General features: G+C 35.4%; 23 protein-coding genes. 9 read left to right on the plus strand and 14 right to left on the minus strand.

Features of this window, described 5'->3' with window-relative positions; genetic code table 11:
- Nucleotides 1–80: 80 nt before the first annotated feature.
- Together ACFE0M_RS04210 and ACFE0M_RS04215 are read left to right on the plus strand one after the other, a co-directional pair.
- Complete coding sequence (locus tag ACFE0M_RS04210) at nucleotides 81–1,127, plus strand: AAA family ATPase (RefSeq protein ID WP_434544493.1); 1,047 nt, start codon at nucleotides 81–83, stop codon at nucleotides 1,125–1,127.
- Between the two features lie 123 nt (nucleotides 1,128–1,250).
- Entirely contained in the window at nucleotides 1,251–1,481 is a 231-nt protein-coding gene (locus tag ACFE0M_RS04215) for a hypothetical protein (protein ID WP_434544494.1), read from the plus strand.
- A gap of 82 nt (nucleotides 1,482–1,563) precedes the next feature.
- Here the strand turns inward: ACFE0M_RS04215 and ACFE0M_RS04220 are convergent, their stop codons facing one another.
- From ACFE0M_RS04220 to ACFE0M_RS04235, 4 genes are all read right to left on the minus strand, one after another.
- Nucleotides 1,564–2,268: a membrane or secreted protein gene (locus ACFE0M_RS04220; RefSeq protein WP_434544495.1), complete on the minus strand. Its 705-nt coding sequence runs from the start codon at nucleotides 2,266–2,268 to the stop codon at nucleotides 1,564–1,566.
- Nucleotides 2,269–2,447: 179 nt separating this feature from the next.
- Complete coding sequence (locus tag ACFE0M_RS04225; protein ID WP_434544496.1) at nucleotides 2,448–2,879, minus strand: VOC family protein; 432 nt, start codon at nucleotides 2,877–2,879, stop codon at nucleotides 2,448–2,450.
- 70 nt (nucleotides 2,880–2,949) lie between these two features.
- Nucleotides 2,950–3,753 carry an N-acetylmuramic acid 6-phosphate etherase gene (gene murQ / locus ACFE0M_RS04230; protein WP_434544497.1) on the minus strand — a complete coding sequence of 268 codons (804 nt, stop codon included), beginning with the start codon at nucleotides 3,751–3,753 and terminating at the stop codon, nucleotides 2,950–2,952.
- Entirely contained in the window at nucleotides 3,750–4,598 is an 849-nt protein-coding gene (locus ACFE0M_RS04235) for a BadF/BadG/BcrA/BcrD ATPase family protein (protein WP_434544498.1), read from the minus strand. The genes murQ and ACFE0M_RS04235 overlap by 4 nt, the downstream gene beginning before the upstream one ends.
- Nucleotides 4,599–4,680: 82 nt before the next feature.
- On the opposite strand from ACFE0M_RS04235, the gene ACFE0M_RS04240 reads away from it, so the two are divergent.
- From ACFE0M_RS04240 to ACFE0M_RS04250, 3 genes are read left to right on the plus strand one after another with little or no spacing between them, the layout of a single operon-like run.
- Nucleotides 4,681–5,040: a phage holin family protein gene (locus tag ACFE0M_RS04240; RefSeq protein WP_434544499.1), complete on the plus strand. Its 360-nt coding sequence runs from the start codon at nucleotides 4,681–4,683 to the stop codon at nucleotides 5,038–5,040.
- A gap of 24 nt (nucleotides 5,041–5,064) precedes the next feature.
- A complete protein-coding gene (locus ACFE0M_RS04245) occupies nucleotides 5,065–5,460 on the plus strand; it encodes a hypothetical protein (protein ID WP_434544500.1) in 396 nt (131 codons plus the stop codon).
- A complete protein-coding gene (locus ACFE0M_RS04250) occupies nucleotides 5,438–6,208 on the plus strand; it encodes a geranylgeranylglyceryl/heptaprenylglyceryl phosphate synthase (protein WP_434544501.1) in 771 nt (256 codons plus the stop codon). Before ACFE0M_RS04245 ends, ACFE0M_RS04250 begins: the two co-directional genes overlap by 23 nt.
- Here ACFE0M_RS04250 and ACFE0M_RS04255 read toward each other — a convergent pair.
- The 7 genes from ACFE0M_RS04255 to panC all read right to left on the minus strand — a co-directional run bounded on the left by ACFE0M_RS04255 (nucleotide 6,194) and on the right by panC (nucleotide 12,052).
- Nucleotides 6,194–7,117 carry an AraC family transcriptional regulator gene (locus ACFE0M_RS04255; RefSeq protein WP_434544502.1) on the minus strand — a complete coding sequence of 308 codons (924 nt, stop codon included), beginning with the start codon at nucleotides 7,115–7,117 and terminating at the stop codon, nucleotides 6,194–6,196. The two genes, ACFE0M_RS04250 and ACFE0M_RS04255, sit on opposite strands and share 15 nt — an antisense overlap.
- 211 nt (nucleotides 7,118–7,328) lie before the next feature.
- Nucleotides 7,329–8,468, minus strand: a complete 1,140-nt coding sequence (locus ACFE0M_RS04260; RefSeq protein ID WP_434544503.1) for an acyl-CoA dehydrogenase — start codon at nucleotides 8,466–8,468, stop codon at nucleotides 7,329–7,331.
- Nucleotides 8,469–8,547: 79 nt separating this feature from the next.
- A complete protein-coding gene (locus ACFE0M_RS04265; RefSeq protein ID WP_434544505.1) occupies nucleotides 8,548–9,243 on the minus strand; it encodes a zinc metallopeptidase in 696 nt (231 codons plus the stop codon).
- A 4-nt stretch (nucleotides 9,244–9,247) separates the two neighbouring features.
- The gene (gene rfaE2, locus ACFE0M_RS04270) at nucleotides 9,248–9,718 is read right to left on the minus strand and encodes a D-glycero-beta-D-manno-heptose 1-phosphate adenylyltransferase (protein ID WP_434544506.1); all 471 of its coding nucleotides are present in this window, start codon (nucleotides 9,716–9,718) and stop codon (nucleotides 9,248–9,250) included.
- Nucleotides 9,705–10,727, minus strand: a complete 1,023-nt coding sequence (locus tag ACFE0M_RS04275; protein ID WP_434544507.1) for a lysylphosphatidylglycerol synthase transmembrane domain-containing protein — start codon at nucleotides 10,725–10,727, stop codon at nucleotides 9,705–9,707. The genes rfaE2 and ACFE0M_RS04275 overlap by 14 nt, the downstream gene beginning before the upstream one ends.
- Before the next feature lie 3 nt (nucleotides 10,728–10,730).
- Complete coding sequence (panD, locus tag ACFE0M_RS04280; protein ID WP_434544508.1) at nucleotides 10,731–11,078, minus strand: aspartate 1-decarboxylase; 348 nt, start codon at nucleotides 11,076–11,078, stop codon at nucleotides 10,731–10,733.
- A 122-nt stretch (nucleotides 11,079–11,200) separates the two neighbouring features.
- A complete protein-coding gene (gene panC, locus ACFE0M_RS04285; RefSeq protein WP_434544509.1) occupies nucleotides 11,201–12,052 on the minus strand; it encodes a pantoate--beta-alanine ligase in 852 nt (283 codons plus the stop codon).
- 125 nt (nucleotides 12,053–12,177) lie between these two features.
- On the opposite strand from panC, the gene ACFE0M_RS04290 reads away from it, so the two are divergent.
- Genes ACFE0M_RS04290 through glmS form a run of 3 tightly spaced genes read left to right on the plus strand, consistent with a single transcriptional unit; the run spans nucleotide 12,178 to nucleotide 16,227 of the window.
- On the plus strand, nucleotides 12,178–12,990 hold the full coding sequence (locus tag ACFE0M_RS04290; protein WP_434544510.1) for a glycogen/starch synthase: 813 nt from the start codon (nucleotides 12,178–12,180) through the stop codon (nucleotides 12,988–12,990).
- Nucleotides 12,947–14,380, plus strand: coding sequence for a DUF4270 family protein (locus ACFE0M_RS04295; protein ID WP_434544511.1), 1,434 nt, complete (start codon nucleotides 12,947–12,949; stop codon nucleotides 14,378–14,380). The genes ACFE0M_RS04290 and ACFE0M_RS04295 overlap by 44 nt, the downstream gene beginning before the upstream one ends.
- A gap of 8 nt (nucleotides 14,381–14,388) precedes the next feature.
- On the plus strand, nucleotides 14,389–16,227 hold the full coding sequence (gene glmS, locus ACFE0M_RS04300; protein WP_434544512.1) for a glutamine--fructose-6-phosphate transaminase (isomerizing): 1,839 nt from the start codon (nucleotides 14,389–14,391) through the stop codon (nucleotides 16,225–16,227).
- Between the two features lie 159 nt (nucleotides 16,228–16,386).
- On the opposite strand, the gene ACFE0M_RS04305 is transcribed toward glmS, so the two are convergent.
- Together ACFE0M_RS04305 and ACFE0M_RS04310 are read right to left on the minus strand one after the other, a co-directional pair.
- Complete coding sequence (locus tag ACFE0M_RS04305) at nucleotides 16,387–17,493, minus strand: SO2930 family diheme c-type cytochrome (RefSeq protein WP_434544513.1); 1,107 nt, start codon at nucleotides 17,491–17,493, stop codon at nucleotides 16,387–16,389.
- Nucleotides 17,474–18,715, minus strand: a complete 1,242-nt coding sequence (locus tag ACFE0M_RS04310) for a parallel beta-helix domain-containing protein (RefSeq protein ID WP_434544514.1) — start codon at nucleotides 18,713–18,715, stop codon at nucleotides 17,474–17,476. Before ACFE0M_RS04310 ends, ACFE0M_RS04305 begins: the two co-directional genes overlap by 20 nt.
- A gap of 174 nt (nucleotides 18,716–18,889) precedes the next feature.
- On the opposite strand from ACFE0M_RS04310, the gene ACFE0M_RS04315 reads away from it, so the two are divergent.
- Nucleotides 18,890–19,459, plus strand: coding sequence for a hypothetical protein (locus tag ACFE0M_RS04315; protein ID WP_434544515.1), 570 nt, complete (start codon nucleotides 18,890–18,892; stop codon nucleotides 19,457–19,459).
- Nucleotides 19,460–19,463: 4 nt separating this feature from the next.
- Here the strand turns inward: ACFE0M_RS04315 and ACFE0M_RS04320 are convergent, their stop codons facing one another.
- Nucleotides 19,464–20,081 (minus strand): transcription elongation protein SprT, encoded by a 618-nt coding sequence (locus ACFE0M_RS04320; RefSeq protein ID WP_434544516.1) that lies wholly within the window; start codon nucleotides 20,079–20,081, stop codon nucleotides 19,464–19,466.
- Between the last annotated feature and the right edge of the window lie 112 nt (nucleotides 20,082–20,193).

Below are 20,193 nucleotides of genomic sequence, written 5' to 3' on the forward strand. Positions count from 1 at the left end.
CTCAATTGAAATATGAATTAGTTTGAATACTAGGCTATAACCCCTAATTTGGCATTTAGTAATTATAAAATTTTTTTAGAATGAAGAGCATCCATCAAAACCAACAATCTATTCAATGGACTTTGTCTCCATTTGATTTTCAGGGTGATATTAATGCCGGACAAATATTTTTCAGTCGATTTGAAGAAGTACCCAGCACTTTTGAAATGTATGATGTGGACATCAATAAAATTAGCGAATGGCTGGAATCAGATTTTTCCGATGAGATTATCAGCAAGCATAAACGTGAAAAATTTTCTGAAAAGGAAAGTGAGGAAATGCTTTCTGCTATTTATGTTTTCAAAGATGAAATAGTTTTGGAAATTGCTTCAGACATGATGCAAATGGCTTATGGTAAAGGAGCTAAAATGAAGGCTACACTAATTGAAGGGATGAAGAAATTTGTAAAGAAGGAGAAATCGGGAATTTCCATGATTGTTCAAAGTAAAATGGGACTAATGCCTAAAGATCTTGAAATTAAAAAACAGGAAGTCGATTTGTCTTTACATTATAATGATGGTTTTGATGCCGTAGATGAACAATTGAAAAGAGAGCTCTCGGATGAGAATGGATCGGGCCTATATTTGCTTTATGGAGCCCCTGGAACAGGAAAAAGTTCCTACATCAAATATCTTATACATCAGGTCAATAAAAGGATGGTATTCCTGCCTCCAAAAGTCGCGCTCAATTTAGATGATTTTGCCCTTACTGATTTCCTTCTGGATAATAGAAATATCATATTGGTGATTGAAGATTCGGAAGAATTACTAAAAACCGATAATAATGCTAGAACGTCAGCCATTTCCATGTTACTGAATCTAACAGATGGAATTTTAGGAGATGGATTGGGCATTAAAATTATTGCCACCTTTAATACGGAACTGCACCAGATAGACCCGGCTTTAATGCGAAAAGGAAGATTGAAATTAATGTATGAATTCAACAAATTAAGCATCCCAAAATCAAAAGCTTTACTGGCTCATCTAGGAGTCGAAAAAGAAGTCCATAACCCAATGAACCTGTCTGAAATCTATTATTTGGAAGAACACCAATATCAATTGCATAATAATAATGGGATTGGGTTTTAAATTAATTACCATAATATATTAAGACAAAATTTAATCTAAGTATTCAAAAATTTTTACATTCCATACAATTTTCAAGAATTTTCAGCATATTGAATTGAGATGTAAACAGAAAATATAATAGTAATGAAGAAAACTTGGTATCAAAGAAATAAAGAAAAAGTGCTTGAAAGGCTTGAAAAGAAGTATAGGGAAAATGAAGAATTTAGAAAAAAGAGAAAAACTATGTCCCGTGAAAAATATCATTTGGATGCTGATTACCGAGAAAAGACCATTGAAAGAGCCAAACTTCGACATCGTGCTAAAAAGGCACTAACTGAACCAGATAAATCATTACCGGACAAGAATTCCCAATAACCTTCTATGTTCTTTTTCAATTTCGAACATCTATCATATCCTGAGTCATCCCCTCTCTATATTTATTAAAATATTTCTGTTTTCAAATTCCCAAATCCACCCTATCACTCCATATCTCATAAATAGGATCACCTTTGCTGCTTTTTCTGCTGTGATGCCATTCTTCATTTTTTAATTCATAATTGAACGCTAATTCCGCACCCACTCTACTGTTGTCTCTGGAGAAAAATTTGATAATTTCGGTATATTTTCCATTCTTGGTAGTATAATCTCCTCCACCTGTTCCCATGAAATCACCAGTTTCACTATTGTAGGCTATCCATTGGAAATAAGTACCCGATAAGATTTTCATGGTTTTTCTAGCTCCCGGGGTCATCGTGTTCATTTCTCCATTACGTTCTCTACCGGTAATTAACCATGCGCCCGCCAATTCTCCTGGTTTGTTTTCGTCTGTTCTTTTCCATGTTAAATCTCCAATTTCTAGCTTCTTCCTTTTTAAAGTGTAATCAAACTTTTCTTTTTGACCAACTTTCTCTTTGTCATCGGTATGGAATTCGTAAGTAATTTCGATTTGATTATTATTGGTGAGTTTCCAACTTCCTCCGTAAGTGTATTTGAAATCATTGCCCTTATAGAAGGTTACGGCAAAATGCTTTTCGGCCATTATCCATTGACCGCTTAGGCCTTTATTTGTAGTGATTTGCCAACCACCACTTAATTTATTGGACTCTTGCGAGTTGAATGCGGTCATTAAAAAGACTGAAATCACTAAACATAAAGTTTTCATACTTATAAGGTTTATGCATTCAAAATTATCATAAAGTCAGTAATATAAAATCCTGTTTTGGTGTTTTCACCAAAACTTTATAAATACTTGAGAACTCCAGTGCTTTTAGGTAAAAATACCTAAAAGAGGTAATGGATTTTTGAAAATTCACTTTACATTCCTGTCAATTTTAGCGCTATTCAATAATCATCATTCACTTCCACCCAATAACCATTAGGGTCTTGGAAATAGATCTGTTGCACGCCATCTACCCTTTGGGTGATTTTACCAGCTTCACCAATCCAGTTTTCAAAGTGAATTTTCTTTGCCTTTAAATTTTTGATAAAACCTTCCATATCCTCTATGCTAAAACATAAATGGTTATTTTTATTGATGGTAGGTTCTTTCCACTCACCTTCAATCAGATGCAGCTGCGACACTCCCAATTTATACCAAACATGCAATCCGTCTTTAAAGGGTTCTTCAATTTCTTCCAATCCAATAATATCGGAATAGAAAGACTTGCTTTCAGATAAATTTTCCACATAAACTGCTATATGGTTTAATTTGACCTGAGCATGTGACAAATGGAATGTGATTAAAAATAGTATTGTTATAATAAATGATTTCATACCTTGGGTTTTATTGGAAACTGACAAATTATTGGTTTTTTTCAACTCTTCAATTGAGATGTCAATATATTCATTTTTTTCCTGCCTCCACAGCTTTTCTTACAGAACCATATTTTAACAATAAATTTTTAGCTTTATCAAAATCAAGCTGAAGTTCATGCATAATCATTTTTGTGCCTCTTTCTACCAATTTATCATTGCTTAGTTGCATATCCACCATTCTATTTCCTTTAACATGCCCTAATTGAATCATGGCAGTGGTGGAAATCATATTTAGCACCATTTTTTGTGCAGTGCCTGCTTTCATTCTGGTGCTTCCAGTCACAAACTCGGGGCCAACTGGAACTTCAATCGGGTATTCAGATACTTTTACCACTTCAGAATTAGGATTGCATGTGATGCAGGCAGTTTTAATTCCTTTTTCCTGTGCTGTTTTCAATCCCCCAATAACGTATGGAGTTCTTCCCGAAGCAGCTATTCCTATTAGAAAATCTTTATTAGAGATATTATACTCCTGTAAATCTTTCCAGGCCTGAGTTTTGTCATCCTCCGCAAATTCCACTGCTTTTCTTATGGCACTGTCCCCACCTGCAATTAAGCCAATTACTTTATCATGACTAACCCCAAATGTTGGCGGACATTCGGAAGCATCCAATATGCCTAGCCTCCCACTTGTTCCTGCCCCAATATAAAATAATCTTCCGCCAGCCTGCATTTTTTGAACAATTACCTGTAATGCTTTTTGAATCTGTGGAAGTGCTTTTTGTACTGAAAAGGCCACAGACTGATCTTCCTGATTGATACCATGAAGCAATTCTGCTATAGAAAGATTTTCCAGATTATTAAAGTTTGATTCTGATTCTGTAATGCTCATGAATGCTGATTTTTATGATAAAGGGTCAATCCTGCAATAGGATTTTCCATAAAATTCCCTGCCTTTAAATTATTTTTGCTTAAAACCATTCTCATAATGGAGTTGGCATTATAGCCTACTCCACCCACAAAATGAATGGGCAAATCTTGATGGTCCTTAAATTTCATCACGGATTTTTCCAGAAACAACTGAAAGGCTTCGGATATCATCTCAAAAAAGTACCGCTCTTTTTGATGGTTTAATGCAAATTGGAAAAATTGAGCGAAAAACCTATTGGGATAAGGATTCTGATAAATTTGTTCCAGAGCGTATTCCAAATTGATTTCAGGATAGTTTGCTTTAAATTTTTTAGCGAGTATGTCTGGCATTTCATCCTCCAAATACGCTTTCAGTGTCAATTTACCAATGTAATTACCACTTCCTTCATCTCCCAAAGCATAACCAAATGATATCATTCTATCCTCAATCTCTTGGCCATCAAATTGGCAAGCATTTGCGCCTGTGCCTAAAATGCAGGCAATACCAGGCTCATTTCCACAACTAGCCCTTGCGGCCGCCAACATATCATCTTCCACAAAAACGTTATTGCAGTTAAAGAATTTTGAAAATACCGATTTTATTTTTTCTTTGTTCTTAGCATTTCCACAACCAGCCCCGTAATAGTGAATTTCTTTGATCGGTTGAAAAGTTTTCCCGTCAAAATCTTCTTTTAGACTTAATAAAAGCTCTTTTTTGCTTATCAAATAAGGATTTATCCCACTTGTTTTCAATTGTTCAATAGAATTGTCATCATTTAACAAACGCCAATCTGTCTTACTTGAACCGCTATCTGCTATTAATTGCATTAATCTTTATAATTATTTTACCGTGTAAACTTAACATGAACTGAAATTTATATAACTTAGGAATCAATTAATAGGTAAAGTTGTGAAAAAAAGTAAACTATTAGAGCTTTTGGGACTAGATAAAATTATAGAATCATTACAAAATTTGCTAGAGGTACGCATAGCAATAATAAGAGAGGAAATCGAAGAAAAAGTAGCGGAGAAATTAGCCAAAGTTTTGCCAATTCTGTTTGTGGTGGCGTCCGTAACTTTGCTAATTCTATTTGCTAGTTTAACCTTAGCATTTTATCTGACAGAGATTTTGGATAGTCATGTGTATGGTTTTGGTATAGTGGCTTTATTTTATTTTTTGTTAACTATTATTTTCTATTTATTGAAGGATAGTAAAGCGCTAAAAAAGATTTTTGGTAAAGCTATCAACAAACCCATTAAAGAAGAGTAATTTTAATTTTAAAATTCAAGATTCATGAGCAATCAAGAAAAACTTTTAGAGAAAAGTAAAAAATACGAACAAGATTTATCAGAACAGTTAAGTGAATATTCAGGTAAAGCCGAAAAATTTGGTAAGAATGCTTTAATGATAGCAGGTGGGATATTTTTGGCATATCAGGCAGTGAAATTAATAACAGGCAGTAAGAAAAGCCGAAATACTAAAGTTTATAAAGAGGTGGGTGAAGATGAAGGGGATTATGAGGATTCACCACGAATTATTATTAAAAGAGATGATAGCCATAGTGGTATAATGGATGCCCTTAAAGCAGAAGTTGGCGGAATTTTAGTAGCCATTGCCAGGGAGAAAATATTAGACTTTTTAAGTCAGTTGGAAAATAAAAAATCTGATGATCAAGAAAGAGAAGCTTAATCAACTGATAAATCATAAAGCAAATGGCCAAAAATGCTTTGCTTTATTAATTGACCCCGATAAAGTCCATGATAGAGCCTCTTTGCAACGATTAGTCAATATGGCCATCGAAAACGAAGTGGATTTCTTTTTTGTGGGAGGTAGTTTGATTGTATCAGATTTTTTAAGCAGTTGTATTACTGATATTAAATCGGCTACAGATATTCCCGTTATTCTTTTTCCGGGCAATAATCAATATATCGATTTGCAGTCAGATGCGATTTTGTATTTATCTTTAATATCAGGAAGAAATCCTGATTTGTTGATTGGCCAGCATGTCTTATCTGCACCTATTCTGAAAAGAAGCAATATGGAAGTTTGGCCTACAGGCTATATGCTGATTGATGGGGGAAATAGGACTTCTGTTTCCTATATGAGTAATACTAACCCCATTCCTTACGATAAGCATGATATTGCAGTTAGTACAGCCATTGCGGGTGAATTGCTAGGATTACAGCTTATTTATATGGATGCCGGTAGTGGGGCCGATAAGATGATCAGTGAAAAGATGATTGCTTCTGTGAAAAGAGCCATTGATGTTCCGCTAATAATTGGGGGTGGAATTAATTCTGTCTCTAAAGCAAAAAACGCCTGGAAGTCAGGCGCAGATGTGGTAGTTGTGGGTAATGCCATAGAGCAAAACCCACAATTATTGATAGAAATGACTGAAGCAAAGATTATGCTTAATCGGCAATTAAACGTTCATTAGAGATTCTCTTCTCCTCATTTTTCCTGCTGGAATTCCGAACATCATTTTAAATCTTCGGCAGAAGTATGCTGTATCTTTGTAACCCACTTCATGTCCTATATCTCTGATGCTCTTTTTGGAAGTTCTCAATAAGGTAACGGCCTCTTCCATTCGTTGATACTCAATATAATCTTGTGGATTAATACCCGTCAACATTTTGAAATATTGCCCTACATAATCCTCTGATACATTGGCAACCTCAGCAAGTTTTTTGTTGGATAAATCACCTCCTAAATGCTCATTAATGTAATTGAAGATATCAATTAAGCGAGGATCCTTGAAATAGGTACTGTTGGTAGCCAATTGCTCAACAAATAACTTATTGCGAACAATGTGTCTAAATAATTCTACTAGTAAATATTCAGTAAGAACTTTTACCATACGATCAGCTCCTGGCTCATCAGTATTAAGTTCTTTGAATACCCTATCATGCAATGATTTAATGGTATCATTACTAAAAATGAATGGAGGGATGTCCAAAGAGGCAAAAAAGTTTACAGAATCAAAAACCTTAGCTTCAAATGATATATAGCTAAAGCTATCACCACCTTCTACCTTTAATTCATCATAAGTTATTGGAGTGAAATATTCTGATTTACCTGATATAAATTTATCATTGGTAATAGATTCAATTTGGCTTCCCCTGCCGTAAGTGATTTGATGTACTTTTCCACCGGGAATAAAAGCAAAATCACCTTCCTTTGCCAATAATTTTTCTTCACCTAACAGCACTTCCCCTTTGTTGACCCAAATAACTTTGTTCTCTACTTCATAGAGGTTATTAACGGTTACAGGCTTTTGAATTTTAATATTCTTTGCTTTGACGAACTTAACGCCTAAAGACTCAATGATTTTGTTGTAATCTTCCATTTTCTTGTTTTATGAATGGATTAACTATAAAAAGTAAAAGTATGTAATTGAATAATTGTATAAATCTAATGAATAATAGCTTTATATCAAAACAAACAAAAAACGCACAACCCTATTTAAGATGTAAGGTTGTGCGTATTAACGAGTAAATTATTGAATTATTTTAAGATTAAGTCTTTAATAGAAGACTTGCTTTTATACAGCAATCTGCTTATTTAAGTATATTTCTTGAGATCACGATTTTCTGTATTTCAGATGTTCCTTCGTAGATCTGAGTAATTTTTGCATCTCTCATTAAACGCTCAACATGATACTCCTTAACGAAACCATAACCACCATGAACTTGAACAGCTTCAACAGTCGTGTCCATTGCCACTTGCGAAGCATATAACTTTGCCATGGCACTTGCTTGGGAGAAATCTTGTTTTTGGTCTTTAAGCCATGCCGCTTTCAAACACAACAACCTAGCAGTTTCGATTTGAGTAGCCATGTCAGCTAATTTGAAGGCAATGGCTTGGTGCTGGCTGATTTCTTTACCAAATGCTTTCCTTTCTTTAGAATATTTTAAAGCCAATTCATAAGCGCCTGATGCGATTCCTAAGGCCTGAGCAGCAATTCCAATTCTTCCACCATTTAATGTTGACATAGCGAAATTAAACCCAAATCCATCTTCACCAATTCTGTTTTCTTTGGGCACTTTCATATCTTGGAACATCAAAGAATGCGTATCAGAACCTCTAATACCCAATTTTTCCTCTTTCTTACCTACTACAAAGCCTTCGGTTTCTCTTTCAACTATTAAAGCGTTGATTCCTTTATGACCTTTTTCTTTATCAGTCTGAGCAATTACCAAATATACAGAAGCACTATTTCCATTGGTGATCCAGTTTTTAGTACCATTCACCAAATAATAATCACCTTTGTCTTCGGCAGTTGTTCTTTGAGAAGTAGCATCAGAACCTGCTTCTGGTTCCGATAGGCAAAAAGCTCCTAATATTTCGCCAGTGGCCAATCTTTTAAGATATTTCTCTTTTTGTTCTTCGGTTCCATATTTTTCTAATCCCCAGCAAACTAGGGAATTATTTACAGACATGGCAACAGAAGCAGAACTATCAATCTTGGAAATTTCCTCCATGGCCAATACATAGGAGATAGTATCCATACCGCCACCATTGTATTTAGGATCCACCATCATTCCCATGAATCCTAGTTCCCCCATTTTCTTGATCTGCTCGGCAGGAAATTTTTCGTGAGTATCTCTTTCGATAACTCCAGGTAATAATTCGTTTTGTGCAAAATCTCTTGCAGCGGCCTGAACGGCCAACTGCTCTTCCGTGAGTTGAAAATCCATCTATAAATTATGTTTTAGTCGTTTCTGTGCAAAAACAGAATGTTTCCGCAAAAGTTTTGCAAATATAGGAAAAATCCATTTAATCTCTGCTACCCAAGAACATCATCACATAGTATAGCAACGTAACTAATGAAGCTATTGCTGCCACTAAATAAGTTCGTGCCGCCCATTTTAACGAATCTTTTGCCATATCATGCTCTTGTGGAGTGGTTACACCTGAAGTTGTCATCCAAGCTAAACCTCTTTTACTGGCATCATATTCTACTGGTAAAGTGATAAAAGCGAAAAGAGTAAAAACTGTATAGCATCCGATGATGACCATCATTGCTAATTCATAACTAAATATTTGTTGAAAAAACACAGCTCCAAAGAACATTGCAATAAAGACAAAGTTGATGATTTTAGCACTAACATTTTGCAAAGGCACAAGCGCAGAACGCAATTCTAAGAATGCATAAGCTTTTGCATGCTGTACAGCATGACCTACTTCGTGGGTAGCTACTGCAACCGCTGCTGCGGAACGATTATTATAAACTTCTGAGCTCAAATTCACTGTTTTATTGGCTGGATTGTAGTGATCGGTCAGCTGTCCTTCAACAGACATTACCTTCACATCATAGATTCCATTATCCTTCAACATTTTTTCTGCGGCTTCTCTACCTGATATTCCAGAACTCAAAGCTATTTTTGAATACTTCTTGAATTTACTCTTCAAGCGGGATTGCACAGCATAACTAATGATGGCAAATCCAATGATTATTACTATTAAGAACATTTTATTATTGGTTTATTTTATTAATAATATTAGTGGTTGAGTATCCTTCCACCAGGTCGATAGTTTCTACTTTTCCACCGTTTTCAATTACGATATTGGCTCCAACAATGTTGCTAATTTTGTAGTCGCTTCCCTTTACTAAAATATCAGGTTTAAGTTGTTTTATTAAGGATAATGGGATGTCATCCGAGAAAAAAATAACAGCATCTACAAAAGCTAATGCTGCAATGATCCTGCCCCTAGCGTTTTCATTATTTACGGGTCTAGTTGGCCCTTTTAATTTGCTAACTGAAGCATCAGTATTCAGTGCCACAATAAGTTTGTCGCCCTTAGCAGCAGCTTTTTCTAAATAGTCAACATGCCCTAAATGCAAAATATCAAAACATCCATTGGTAAAGACCACTTTCTGGTCCTTCCATTCTTTCCTTTTGTCAATTAAGGAGTCCAATGAATATATTTTATCAGCTGTTGGCATAAGCTTGGTTTGAATTTCTCTTAGGGATAATCATACTTAAAAACAAAGATATTGAACCTACGGCCATAATCGCTATAGAATTGGTAGTATGTAAGACAAAGGCAAAAATTATCCCGTCCTTTTCTGCCACTCCATATAACAGTAAGCCGGCACTTATTAAATAATGAAAGGCACCTATTCCACCCTGTACAGGAGTTGCCATTCCAATTCCGCCCAAAACGAGCAATATTAATCCTGCCGAAAAGCCCAAATGGTGGGTGGGTTCCATACTAAAAAAGACTACATAGGTCATGAAGAAATAACAAACCCATATTCCTATGGTGGCTACCCAAAACAAGGCAGGACTTTTTAATTTTTTGACAGAGGTAATTCCTTCTACAAGCTGTCTTAAAAATGCCGTAAGTTTATTGTAGTACTTGTTTCTTCTAAGAAATGCTTGATTTCTTTTTAGCAGTATAAATATGATAATGCCTCCAATTAAAAAAGTGATCCCAATCGCTAAAAGTGTTAAGAAATTTTTCTCTAAACCATCGGCTTTATCTAAAAACAGATTTAAGAAGAAATCATTTAGTCTGCGGAATTCAATAGCCAAAGTCAATGCGATTATAATTAGGAGGCAGATCATGTCAAAAATGCGCTCGGTCACCACACTTCCAAAACCTTGGCTCATAGATACCTCATCTGTTTTTTTGAGCACGCCACATCTAGATACTTCACCCATTCTGGGCACCACAAAATTAGCTAAGTAGCCAACCATAACGGCTAAAAATGTTCTTGAGGTTTTGAGTTGATAACCCAATGGTTCTAATAACATATTCCAACGCCAAGCTCTTAAAAAATGACTAAACATGGCGAGGGCAATAGATAGGTATATCCAATTCAGATTGGCCTTTCTGAAACTTGCCATCATTTCACTGAAATCCACGTCTTTATATAGATACCAAAAAAGAAAGATGGCTATGGCTAGCGAGATGGTATATTTAAGAAATGATTGAAGTCCTTTTCTCAATGATTAGCTAAGTTTATTATGGGCATCTGGAAATATCAAAGATGGTTTGAAAGATTTTGCTTCTTCAAAATCCATATAAGCATATCCAATGATGATGATGATATCGCCTACTTGCACTTTTCTTGCGGCAGGTCCATTGAGACATACCATGCCAGACCCACGTTCTCCTTTAATGACATAAGTTTCCAATCGTTCACCATTATTGATATTGACGATTTGTACTTTCTCATTTTCTATTAGGTTGGAGGCTTCCATTAAATCCTCATCAATGGTGATGCTACCAACATAGTGTAATTCTGCTTGAGTAACCTTTACTCTGTGAATTTTAGACTTACAAACTTCAATTAACATACTATACTCTTAAAATTGGGTGCAAAGTTATGAAATTAAATAGAGCCTATTAGGCAAATGCATAAGATAATTTTTTATCTAGTTGATTTTCAGTGCCAAATAATAAATGGCTGTGAAATTAATTATGAGTTTACATTTAAATACATATTATCTATTAATCTCACATTTCCTATAAACCCTGCAATGCACAGAACGGTATCCGGGGCTAAGTAGTTCTCCGTTTTTGGAAGTAAATCCTTGTCACTGACGATTTCAAAGTATTCTAATCGTGCTGGATGGTCACTAAAAAGAGATTCTACTTTTAATTGGACTTCTTGTGCAGAGTGGTTTTTTGATAGAAGAGTTTTTGCTTCGGTTAATGCATTATAAAATATTTTGGCATCTTCTCTTTCTTGTTTACTTAAGCGTTCGTTTCTTGAGGACATAGCCAATCCATGAGGCTCTCTTTTAATAGGGACTGTGATAACTTTCAGATTGAAAAACAGTTCTTCCACCAATTTTTTAATAATGGTCAATTGCTGTAAATCCTTTTGTCCAAAAAACGCAAAGTCTGGCATTATTATATTAAAGAGTTTGGATACAATCAAAGCCACACCGCTAAAATGATTGGGGCGAAACTTCCCCTCCATCACTTTATCTAATTTACCAAAATCAAAACTAATGGTATTTCTACCGGCATACATCACTTCATCTGAGGGAAAGAAAAGCACATCACAGCCATTTTTATCCAATAATCCTTTGTCAGTATCAATATTTCTAGGATATTTTTTAAGATCGTCTGGGTTATTAAATTGGGTAGGGTTGACATAAATGCTACAAACTACTATATCAGCCTTCTTTTTTGCTTCAGCAACTAAGCTCAAATGCCCTTGGTGTAAGGCGCCCATGGTGGGGACAAATCCAATTTTTTTATTGGCTGACTTAAAATCGGATATAATAGCTTGAATTTCAGCGATTGAGCCCGTTGTTATCATAAAAAATGCGCTAAATTAGAAAGTTTTGGAACAAATCTAGCTGTTTAATCAAAAAAATAATGGAAAGTGAGTATTTTTTTGTATTTTTGTGCTTCGTTTATGAATTAATCAAATCCAATAAGCATATGTCAAAGCTTCGAATTCTTTACGTAGCCAATGAAATCAATCCATTTTTAAAAACATCAGAAGTAGCAGAATTTGTACGAAAGCTCCCTCAAGCCATGCAGGAAAGAGGTATGGAGATTCGTATTTTAGTACCCCGCTTCGGATTAATTAACGAGCGGAAGAACAGATTACACGAGGTAGTACGCCTTTCAGGTATCAATATCTCGGTAGGAGAAGAAGAAAAACCTTTAATTATTAAGGTGGCTTCAATTCCAAATGCCAAACTTCAGGTGTATTTTATCGACAATGAAGATTACTTCCAGCGCAAATTTGTTTTTCATGATAAGGAGAATAAATTCTATCCTGACAATGATGAAAGAGCAATATTTTTCTGCAAGGGAGCGTTGGAAACAGTTAAGAAACTAGGCTGGGCGCCTGATGTAGTGCATTGTAATGACTGGATGACCAGCTTGATTCCAATGTACTTAAAGACCACTTATAAGAACGACCCAATATTTAAAGATGCAAAATCTGTATTTACTGTGTATAATACAGAATTCTCTCATAAATTTGGGACAGATTTGGTGGACAAGGTAAAAATGCTCGATATTGATGACAGCATGTTGTCCAATCTAGAATCAGCCGATTATGAAGGGTTCATAAAAATCGGTGCAGAATATGCAGACGCAGTTATTAAAGCAGGTGATGAGTTTAAAGGAAACCTTGATGAATTATTTTCAACATTCGAAAAAGAAAAGAAAGTTGACACCATTGAAAAAGGAGAGGATTTTGAAGAATCCTATTTCAACCTATATACAGAATTGGCAGGCTAATTTCGCTGTCAAAATATTATCAGGGCCAGCATTCCTGCTGGCCTTTTTTTTCGCCTCATGTGAAGAGCCTATTGAAGTAGAAGGTGATTTAGTACCTGGAGGAAACAATACCGAAATCCGGTATGTGGAAATTCCTTTAGAGATGAATCATACGGCTTTCGATTCTCTAATTGTCAGCACAAATGGAGTTCAAGGTTCACGAGGCCAGATTTTTGTTGGCCATCAAAACAGTCCTGAGATAGGTGAGTTTACAGCCGAGGCTTATTTTGGGGCATTGCTTGAAAATGATTTTATTAGAGATAGTTTGCCAGCTAATGCAACAGCAGTAGAAACTAGGCTTAAGCTAGGATTCAATTATTATCATGGGGATGATTTTAATCAACCTCAAAATTTTATTGTATCTCAACTTAGCGATACCTTGACTATCAACGGTGAGCTTTACACTATTTATGATGAAATACCAGTGCAAAGCAAGGTTTCATTAGATCAAGAAATAATTGTAAATCCTGTTGATACTATACCTGATTATGTGCAACTAAATAATAGTTTAGGTAATAATATACTCAACAGGGTTAGGAATGAAGACTTAAATTCAGTTGGTATTTATAATGCTTTAAGAGGATTTAAGATTGAAGTTGAATCGGGAGTGAATAATTTACAAGCGATTAGTCTGGCTAGTGGGGAATCTTTCATAGAGGTTATCTATAGTGCTCCTTCTTTGGACACATTAAAAAGTGTAAAGTTTGATATATCTGGCTCTAGTTATACGCATGTTGATTATAACCCAGGGTCATTAGTGCCATCGGATTATTCGGGTAAGAAATCTTTTGAATTGTCGGATCCTTCAAAAGCCTATTTTAACAACTTAATGGGAATATCGCCAAGATTGAATTTAGACAGTTATCTGAATTTTATTGACACAGTAGAATTCCTGCAGATTAATAAAGCAGAATTGGTCATCAGTAATAATGAATTTAATGTTTCTGAGAATGAATCTTCTCAAATAAGACCAGCCGGAAACATAATTCCATATATATTGGAAAATGATGGCAACATAGCTAAAAAAGGAGAAGATTTCTGGGCCTTTCAGTCTAATTTTACTTCTAATGGGGCACCGGCAAACCCTAATCAAGCTAGCTCACCAGTTGTGATGAACTTTGATGAAGATAAGAAAGAGATAAAGGCAGACATAAGTTTTTTCTTACAGGAAATTTATAATAATCCTGATCTATGGAATGAAGACTATGACTTTTTATTTACTGGTCAATTCATAAGAAGAAATCAAACACCTTTTAATGAGGTGCCCAAGATCAATATTGGCAACTTCGACAATTTCTTAGTTGATAAGGAAAATGTTAAATTAAAGATATATTATACCACTTTTAAATAATTTACAATATGTGTGGAATTGTAGCATATGTAGGTCATCAGAATGCATCTGAGATCATCATTAAGGGATTAAAGAGATTAGAATATAGAGGTTATGACAGTGCAGGTATTGCACTGATGAATGATGACAAGCTCAATGTTTATAAAAAACAAGGTAAGGTTTCAGAATTAGAAGCTCATTTGAAAGACAAAAATACTAAAAGTACTATAGGTATTGGTCATACAAGATGGGCAACGCATGGTGCGCCTAGTGATGAAAATGCACATCCTCATTACTCTCAAAGCGGAGATCTAGCGATTATTCATAATGGTATAATCGAAAATTATTCATCTCTTAAGACAGAACTTGAGAATAAAGGCTATACTTTCAAAAGTGAGACTGATTCTGAAGTTTTCATTAATTTTATAGAGGATATATATAAAAACAATGATGGTACATTGGAAGAGGCTGTCAGACTGGCTTTAACAAAAGTAATTGGTGCCTATGCCATTGTCATCATGTCTGTGAATCATCCTGATCAATTGATTGCCGCTAGAAAAGGAAGTCCACTTGTTATTGGAGTTGGGAAAGATGAATTTTTCTTAGCTTCTGATGCTACACCTATCGTTGAATATACCAATGAAGTGATCTATGTTAATGATTATGAAATTGCCCTAATCAAAGACAACAAAATTAGCATTAGAGACACAAAAGACGTAAAAATGACTCCATATATACAAAAAGTAGATATGGAATTGGAAGCTATCGAGAAAGGTGGTTTTGAACATTTTATGTTGAAAGAGATATTTGAACAGCCCAAATCAATAAAAGACTGTTTCAGGGGTAGGTTAATTGCGAATGAAGCTAAATTGGTTTTAGGCGGTATCAGAGATTACTCAAATGCACTGATTAATGCTGAAAGAATTGTAATTGTTGCCTGTGGTACTTCTTGGCATGCCGGATTGGTAGCAGAATATATTTTTGAAGAGTTTTGCAGGATACCAGTTGAAGTAGAGTATGCTTCAGAGTTCCGGTATAGAAACCCTGTGATCCGTGAAGGGGATATTGTTTTTGCGATTTCCCAATCGGGAGAGACAGCTGATACTTTAGCGGCCATGGAATTGGCAAAATCTAAAGGAGCTATTGTGTTAGGGGTTTGTAATGTGGTTGGTTCTTCAATTTCTAGAGTTTCACATGAAGGCGTTTATACACATGCGGGTCCAGAGATTGGGGTTGCCAGCACAAAAGCTTTTACGGCTCAATTGACGGTTTTAACCATGATTGCTTTAAAAACCGCTCTGAGAAAAGGAACAATTGCAGAACAACGCTATAGAGAAATATTAGTAGATCTTGAAAACATTCCTAAAAAAGTAGAAAAAGCCTTAAAAACTGATGAGCAAGTCAAGAAGATAGCAGAGATTTATAAAGATGCCCGTAATTTCTTATACTTGGGAAGGGGGTACAATTTTCCAGTTGCACTAGAAGGGGCTTTAAAGTTAAAAGAGATTTCATACATTCATGCAGAAGGATATCCTGCGGCAGAAATGAAGCATGGCCCAATAGCCTTAATTGACGAAGAGATGCCAGTTGTAGTGATTGCAACCCGTGATAGCTCATACGATAAAATTGTCTCCAATATTCAGGAGGTCAAAGCCAGAAAGGGTAAAGTGATTGCTGTGGTTTCAGAAGGTGACTCATTAATCCCAGGCATGGTAGATCACACTATCGAGGTGCCGGGCACGCATGAAGTATTAATGCCAATGGTTTCTACTATTCCTCTGCAATTGCTTTCATACCACATAGCAGTCATGAGAGGATGTAATGTGGATCAGCCAAGGAACTTAGCTAAGTCTGTAACTGTGGAGTAAAAGTTATTGTAGATAAAATTTTGAATATCTTATTTTAAGAAAAAAGCATAGAAATTTATTTAAGTTTTTATGCTTTTTCTCTTTTTAATGTTTTAACATTAGACCATTCAATAACCTACAAAAGATTACACTATTTTTAATTGTCTTGTCAACACTTAATCATTCCATCTCATTAATCCAATCCTTCACCAAAGCTAAACCCTCTTTATGAACCATTTTCCTGCCTAATTCTGGCATCATAATACCCGGATCGGTCGATTCCATTCTGTAAGTAAGGATTGATTGGTCTGCTTTCCCTGGAACTATATCATATTTCAATCCACCAGAACCTTTTCCCGCGGCAATGGGTGTTTTGCCTACTCCCCAAGCGGCAGGATTTTTTACTGATGCCATTAAATGCAAAGCTGAATTTTTGGCCGGTCCTTCTGGTCGGTGACAATGACCACAATTGATTTCAAGATATGCTCTAGCTCGATCTGCTAATGGGGCATTTTCATTTTTATAATTCACTAACTGAGGTATATTTTCATTAGGTAAATTTGACAGTAAACCATGGGCTTTCCAATATTCCAATTGATTCATTTCACCTTTTTCAGCATATTCATAATCCCCATTTAATTGTCTAGCAGAAGGCCCTATAGGCATTATTTCCCCATCTTTTAAATGGCAGCTTCTGCATTGGTTCATATTTGGAATGCTGTAATTGATTTTTTGTGTCTTGCCATCAGTATCTCTCCAACTCACGCTTTTGGTAGCCCCGGCAACTTCCAAAAAGGCCTCTGTTTGTTCATCATTCCAAACATAAGGCAAGGCCTTCCAGCCTTTTTCTTCATGAATCAATAACCTGGTTTCCAGAATTCTTCTTTCGCTATCAGGCTTTGAAAAATCATTTGGGTAATAGAAATTCTTGATTAAAACACTACCGACTGGAAATTCCATTACTTCCGTGGAGTGATAATTAGCACTTTTGCCTTTAGGGATTTGCACAAATCGGGCTTTATGTGCGTAATCTGAGAAAAGCGCTGAATTCAATTTATAGGGGTGTACATTTTCATTGGCTGCTAAATCAGCTAAATCTCCTTTGAAAAAATTATAATCAGAGAGCTTATCTTTCCCTAAGTCTTTATTGGAAGTAAAGCTAAATGAAGACGGGGTGCTTGCTTGGGTATCTTGTTTTTGCGTTTCTTTAGTACTACAAGAAAGCAGAAAGAAGATGCCGAGTATAATATAGAAAGAACCTTTCATTTTAATTACAAGCAAATTCATCTAAGTCTTCATTCATGTTTTCCAAATCATTGGGAGCATCCAAATTGACAAAATGCACATCTTTTTGGTCTATGCATAATATATCTTTAGCAGTTTTTCCTTTTGCCATAAAACCATCAAATACGATATCGGGCGGATTGAAAGGATATTTAAAATTAAATAATTTACCAAAATCATGCTGAAAAGTAGCAAACCATTTATCGTTACGGATATTATTTTGTCTGATTTTCACACCCCAAGGAAAAGGATTGTAATTTTCGTCCAAATCATAATTGCTATTGACTCTTTGTGCGGAACCTGCCTGTTCTTCCTTGGCCTCTGCTGTTTCTTCTTCACTAATTGTAGCCACTAGTTCATAGCTGACTACTGCCACTCCAGCAGAACGATTGTCGATGATATCATTATCATAAATATCTACATTTCTTGTGGCCAGCACCATTATGCCCGTTCCCGGAGGTACTACACCCACAATATTTCCTTCAGGTGCGAAATTACGGTGGTTGTTTTCTTTTACAACATTTTTATAAACCTTTATGTCTTCTCCATACTGGGTCAATCCAGGTAAATTAAAGACTAAAATTCCACCTGTGTTATTAATAGCGATATTCTCATATATCTCAACAAAATTAGAGTTCTCACTTTCTATACCCGCCACATTTTGATAGGCTTCATTATTCCGGATAATAACCGAATCTGACTGCCCCACATAAATCCCTGCATCGGAGGAGCCAATGGCGATACAATTTTCAATCAAAACGTTTTTGCAAAGCACAGGATAAAGGGCATAAGCTCCATTTTTCTCACTCACTTTCCCCGTCCATTGTGCCTTTATTCTTTTGAATGTGATGCCGTCCGTATCGGTTACTTTTATGTTATCTCCGGAAGCGTCTTCTATTGTGAAATCTAGCAGTGTAATATTTTGGCAATCTGCTATTTTAATCCCCTCGGCCCCTTCTTTCTGATTTTTGAAGGATAAAATAGTTTTATCAATTCCAGCCCCTTTGAAAACGATATTGGATTTTTCATCCAACAATAAGCTTTTGGTAAATTTAAAATAGCCTTCAGGTATATCAATAGTATCCCCATCATGGGCCATAATCAAAGCCGTTTGTAAATCTTTTTCGATATTCTGCCATTGGGCATTGCTTCTGTCTGCCACTTCGGACTCAAAGTCACAGCTTAATAAAAGCAGGAGCGGTAAAAAGTAAATCAGTCTGTTCATGTCAAAAAAATTTCCATCAATATACAAAATCTTGCAGATACTGGATAAACTATTTAGATTGTATATACCTAATTTTGTTCTTAATCATTGAAAAGTAAAATAAATCCTGATTTCAAAAACTTTTTGAACTGGAATAGCATTCATAATACTTACCTTTAAAATTTAATATTTAGCATGCATCACATTGAGCCTTACTATAACTGGCTAAAATATTATGACTCCTCAGCTGATGAGCTATCGCCATTCTATGGGAAAGAGTACAATTATGAACTTTTTACCGATACCATTTATGGCTATTATATTGACCCTGCTTGGGATGCTATTGGTTCGGAAACACTTTATATCAAAATTCTTTATGCTAATTATGATGACGGAATTGCGGTAATAGAAATGATAGGCGAATGGAATGATACCTTGCACAATGACATAATGCATTTGAAACGAAATATTATTGAGCACATGATATTGCAGGGGATCAATAAATTCATTTTGATAGGTGAAAATATTCTCAATTTTCATGGTTCGGATGATGAATATTATGAAGAGTGGTTTGATGAAGTGGAAGATGGCTGGATAGTAGGTGTGAATTTCCGTGATTTCGTTTTAGAGGAGTGGGCACAATTCAATGTGGATACCTATATTAATTGCGGAGGACAATTTGAGCATTTGAATTGGAGAACACTCAAACCACAGGTTTTTTGTGAAAGAGTAGAAGAGCATGTGATGAGGAGACTAGATTTTTGAAATCTTATTCAGGAATAATCATGGCCATTTTATGCACCAAATAGTATTTGCCAGACCTCACCTCTTTACACCTAACCCTAGTTCTTCGCGTTTCATGTTTTTCAAAAAGGCGGTTTTCAAGCAAGAATTTTTGTCCAAGTTTAAGCTCTAGAAGACTTATTTCATCAGGATTCACAGGATCAAAAGTTTTTAAAGCTTTAGCCAAACGAATATCAGAAAGTGAGGCTGCTTTAGGGTTAAGCATATAAACATTCAAAGCTTTCAATATAGGCTCAGGAAAAATTTCAGGAATCTGAAAAGGCAACATCAAATCCTTAAAGGCATTTTTCCATTCCTTGCCATGTGGTGAAACCCTGCCTTTATGTTTTTCATAAACCCAGTGATGTGCCACTTCGTGCACATAAGTAATGAGAAAAGAATAAGGGTTGAGGTTTTCATTAACGGTAATGATAGCCCAATCTTCATTGGGTTTTTTTCTAAAATCCCCAAGTTTGGAATTTCTGGCTTTAGCTATCACAAATCGAAAAGGTTTTTCCTTCCAAAGGTTGAAGGCCATATCAACGGAATTTTCAGGCACAAAACGGCTAATTCTGTGGTGTATTTGTTTTTCGTAATAGGTCATAAAGTGCTTAAAATTAAGAATAAATGATCAAAAAATTAGCTTTTAATCAGCCTATTGTAAGATTTTAAATTAATACGACTGAATATTTCTCTTGCTGTTTCTTTTGTAAATT

The organism is Marivirga sp., assembly GCF_051117495.1.
GTDB lineage: Bacteria > Bacteroidota > Bacteroidia > Cytophagales > Cyclobacteriaceae > Marivirga.

Bases quoted from the DNA above. Each gene is read 5' to 3' on its own strand.
- ACFE0M_RS04260 (WP_434544503.1), bottom strand. From the start codon at position 8,468: ATGGATTTTCAACTCACGGAAGAGCAGTTGGCCGTTCAGGCCGCTGCA.
- murQ (WP_434544497.1), bottom strand. From the start codon at position 3,753: ATGAGCATTACAGAATCAGAATCAAACTTTAATAATCTGGAAAATCTT.
- ACFE0M_RS04265 (WP_434544505.1), bottom strand. From the start codon at position 9,243: ATGTTCTTAATAGTAATAATCATTGGATTTGCCATCATTAGTTATGCT.
- ACFE0M_RS04235 (WP_434544498.1), bottom strand. From the start codon at position 4,598: ATGCAATTAATAGCAGATAGCGGTTCAAGTAAGACAGATTGGCGTTTG.
- ACFE0M_RS04320 (WP_434544516.1), bottom strand. From the start codon at position 20,081: ATGACCTATTACGAAAAACAAATACACCACAGAATTAGCCGTTTTGTG.
- ACFE0M_RS04210 (WP_434544493.1), top strand. From the start codon at position 81: ATGAAGAGCATCCATCAAAACCAACAATCTATTCAATGGACTTTGTCT.
- panD (WP_434544508.1), bottom strand. From the start codon at position 11,078: ATGTTAATTGAAGTTTGTAAGTCTAAAATTCACAGAGTAAAGGTTACT.
- ACFE0M_RS04215 (WP_434544494.1), top strand. From the start codon at position 1,251: ATGAAGAAAACTTGGTATCAAAGAAATAAAGAAAAAGTGCTTGAAAGG.
- rfaE2 (WP_434544506.1), bottom strand. From the start codon at position 9,718: ATGCCAACAGCTGATAAAATATATTCATTGGACTCCTTAATTGACAAA.
- ACFE0M_RS04310 (WP_434544514.1), bottom strand. From the start codon at position 18,715: ATGAACAGACTGATTTACTTTTTACCGCTCCTGCTTTTATTAAGCTGT.
- ACFE0M_RS04250 (WP_434544501.1), top strand. From the start codon at position 5,438: ATGATCAAGAAAGAGAAGCTTAATCAACTGATAAATCATAAAGCAAAT.
- ACFE0M_RS04225 (WP_434544496.1), bottom strand. From the start codon at position 2,879: ATGAAATCATTTATTATAACAATACTATTTTTAATCACATTCCATTTG.
- ACFE0M_RS04220 (WP_434544495.1), bottom strand. From the start codon at position 2,268: ATGAAAACTTTATGTTTAGTGATTTCAGTCTTTTTAATGACCGCATTC.
- glmS (WP_434544512.1), top strand. From the start codon at position 14,389: ATGTGTGGAATTGTAGCATATGTAGGTCATCAGAATGCATCTGAGATC.
- ACFE0M_RS04255 (WP_434544502.1), bottom strand. From the start codon at position 7,117: ATGGAAGATTACAACAAAATCATTGAGTCTTTAGGCGTTAAGTTCGTC.
- ACFE0M_RS04305 (WP_434544513.1), bottom strand. From the start codon at position 17,493: ATGAATTTGCTTGTAATTAAAATGAAAGGTTCTTTCTATATTATACTC.
- ACFE0M_RS04245 (WP_434544500.1), top strand. From the start codon at position 5,065: ATGAGCAATCAAGAAAAACTTTTAGAGAAAAGTAAAAAATACGAACAA.
- ACFE0M_RS04315 (WP_434544515.1), top strand. From the start codon at position 18,890: ATGCATCACATTGAGCCTTACTATAACTGGCTAAAATATTATGACTCC.
- ACFE0M_RS04290 (WP_434544510.1), top strand. From the start codon at position 12,178: ATGTCAAAGCTTCGAATTCTTTACGTAGCCAATGAAATCAATCCATTT.
- panC (WP_434544509.1), bottom strand. From the start codon at position 12,052: ATGATAACAACGGGCTCAATCGCTGAAATTCAAGCTATTATATCCGAT.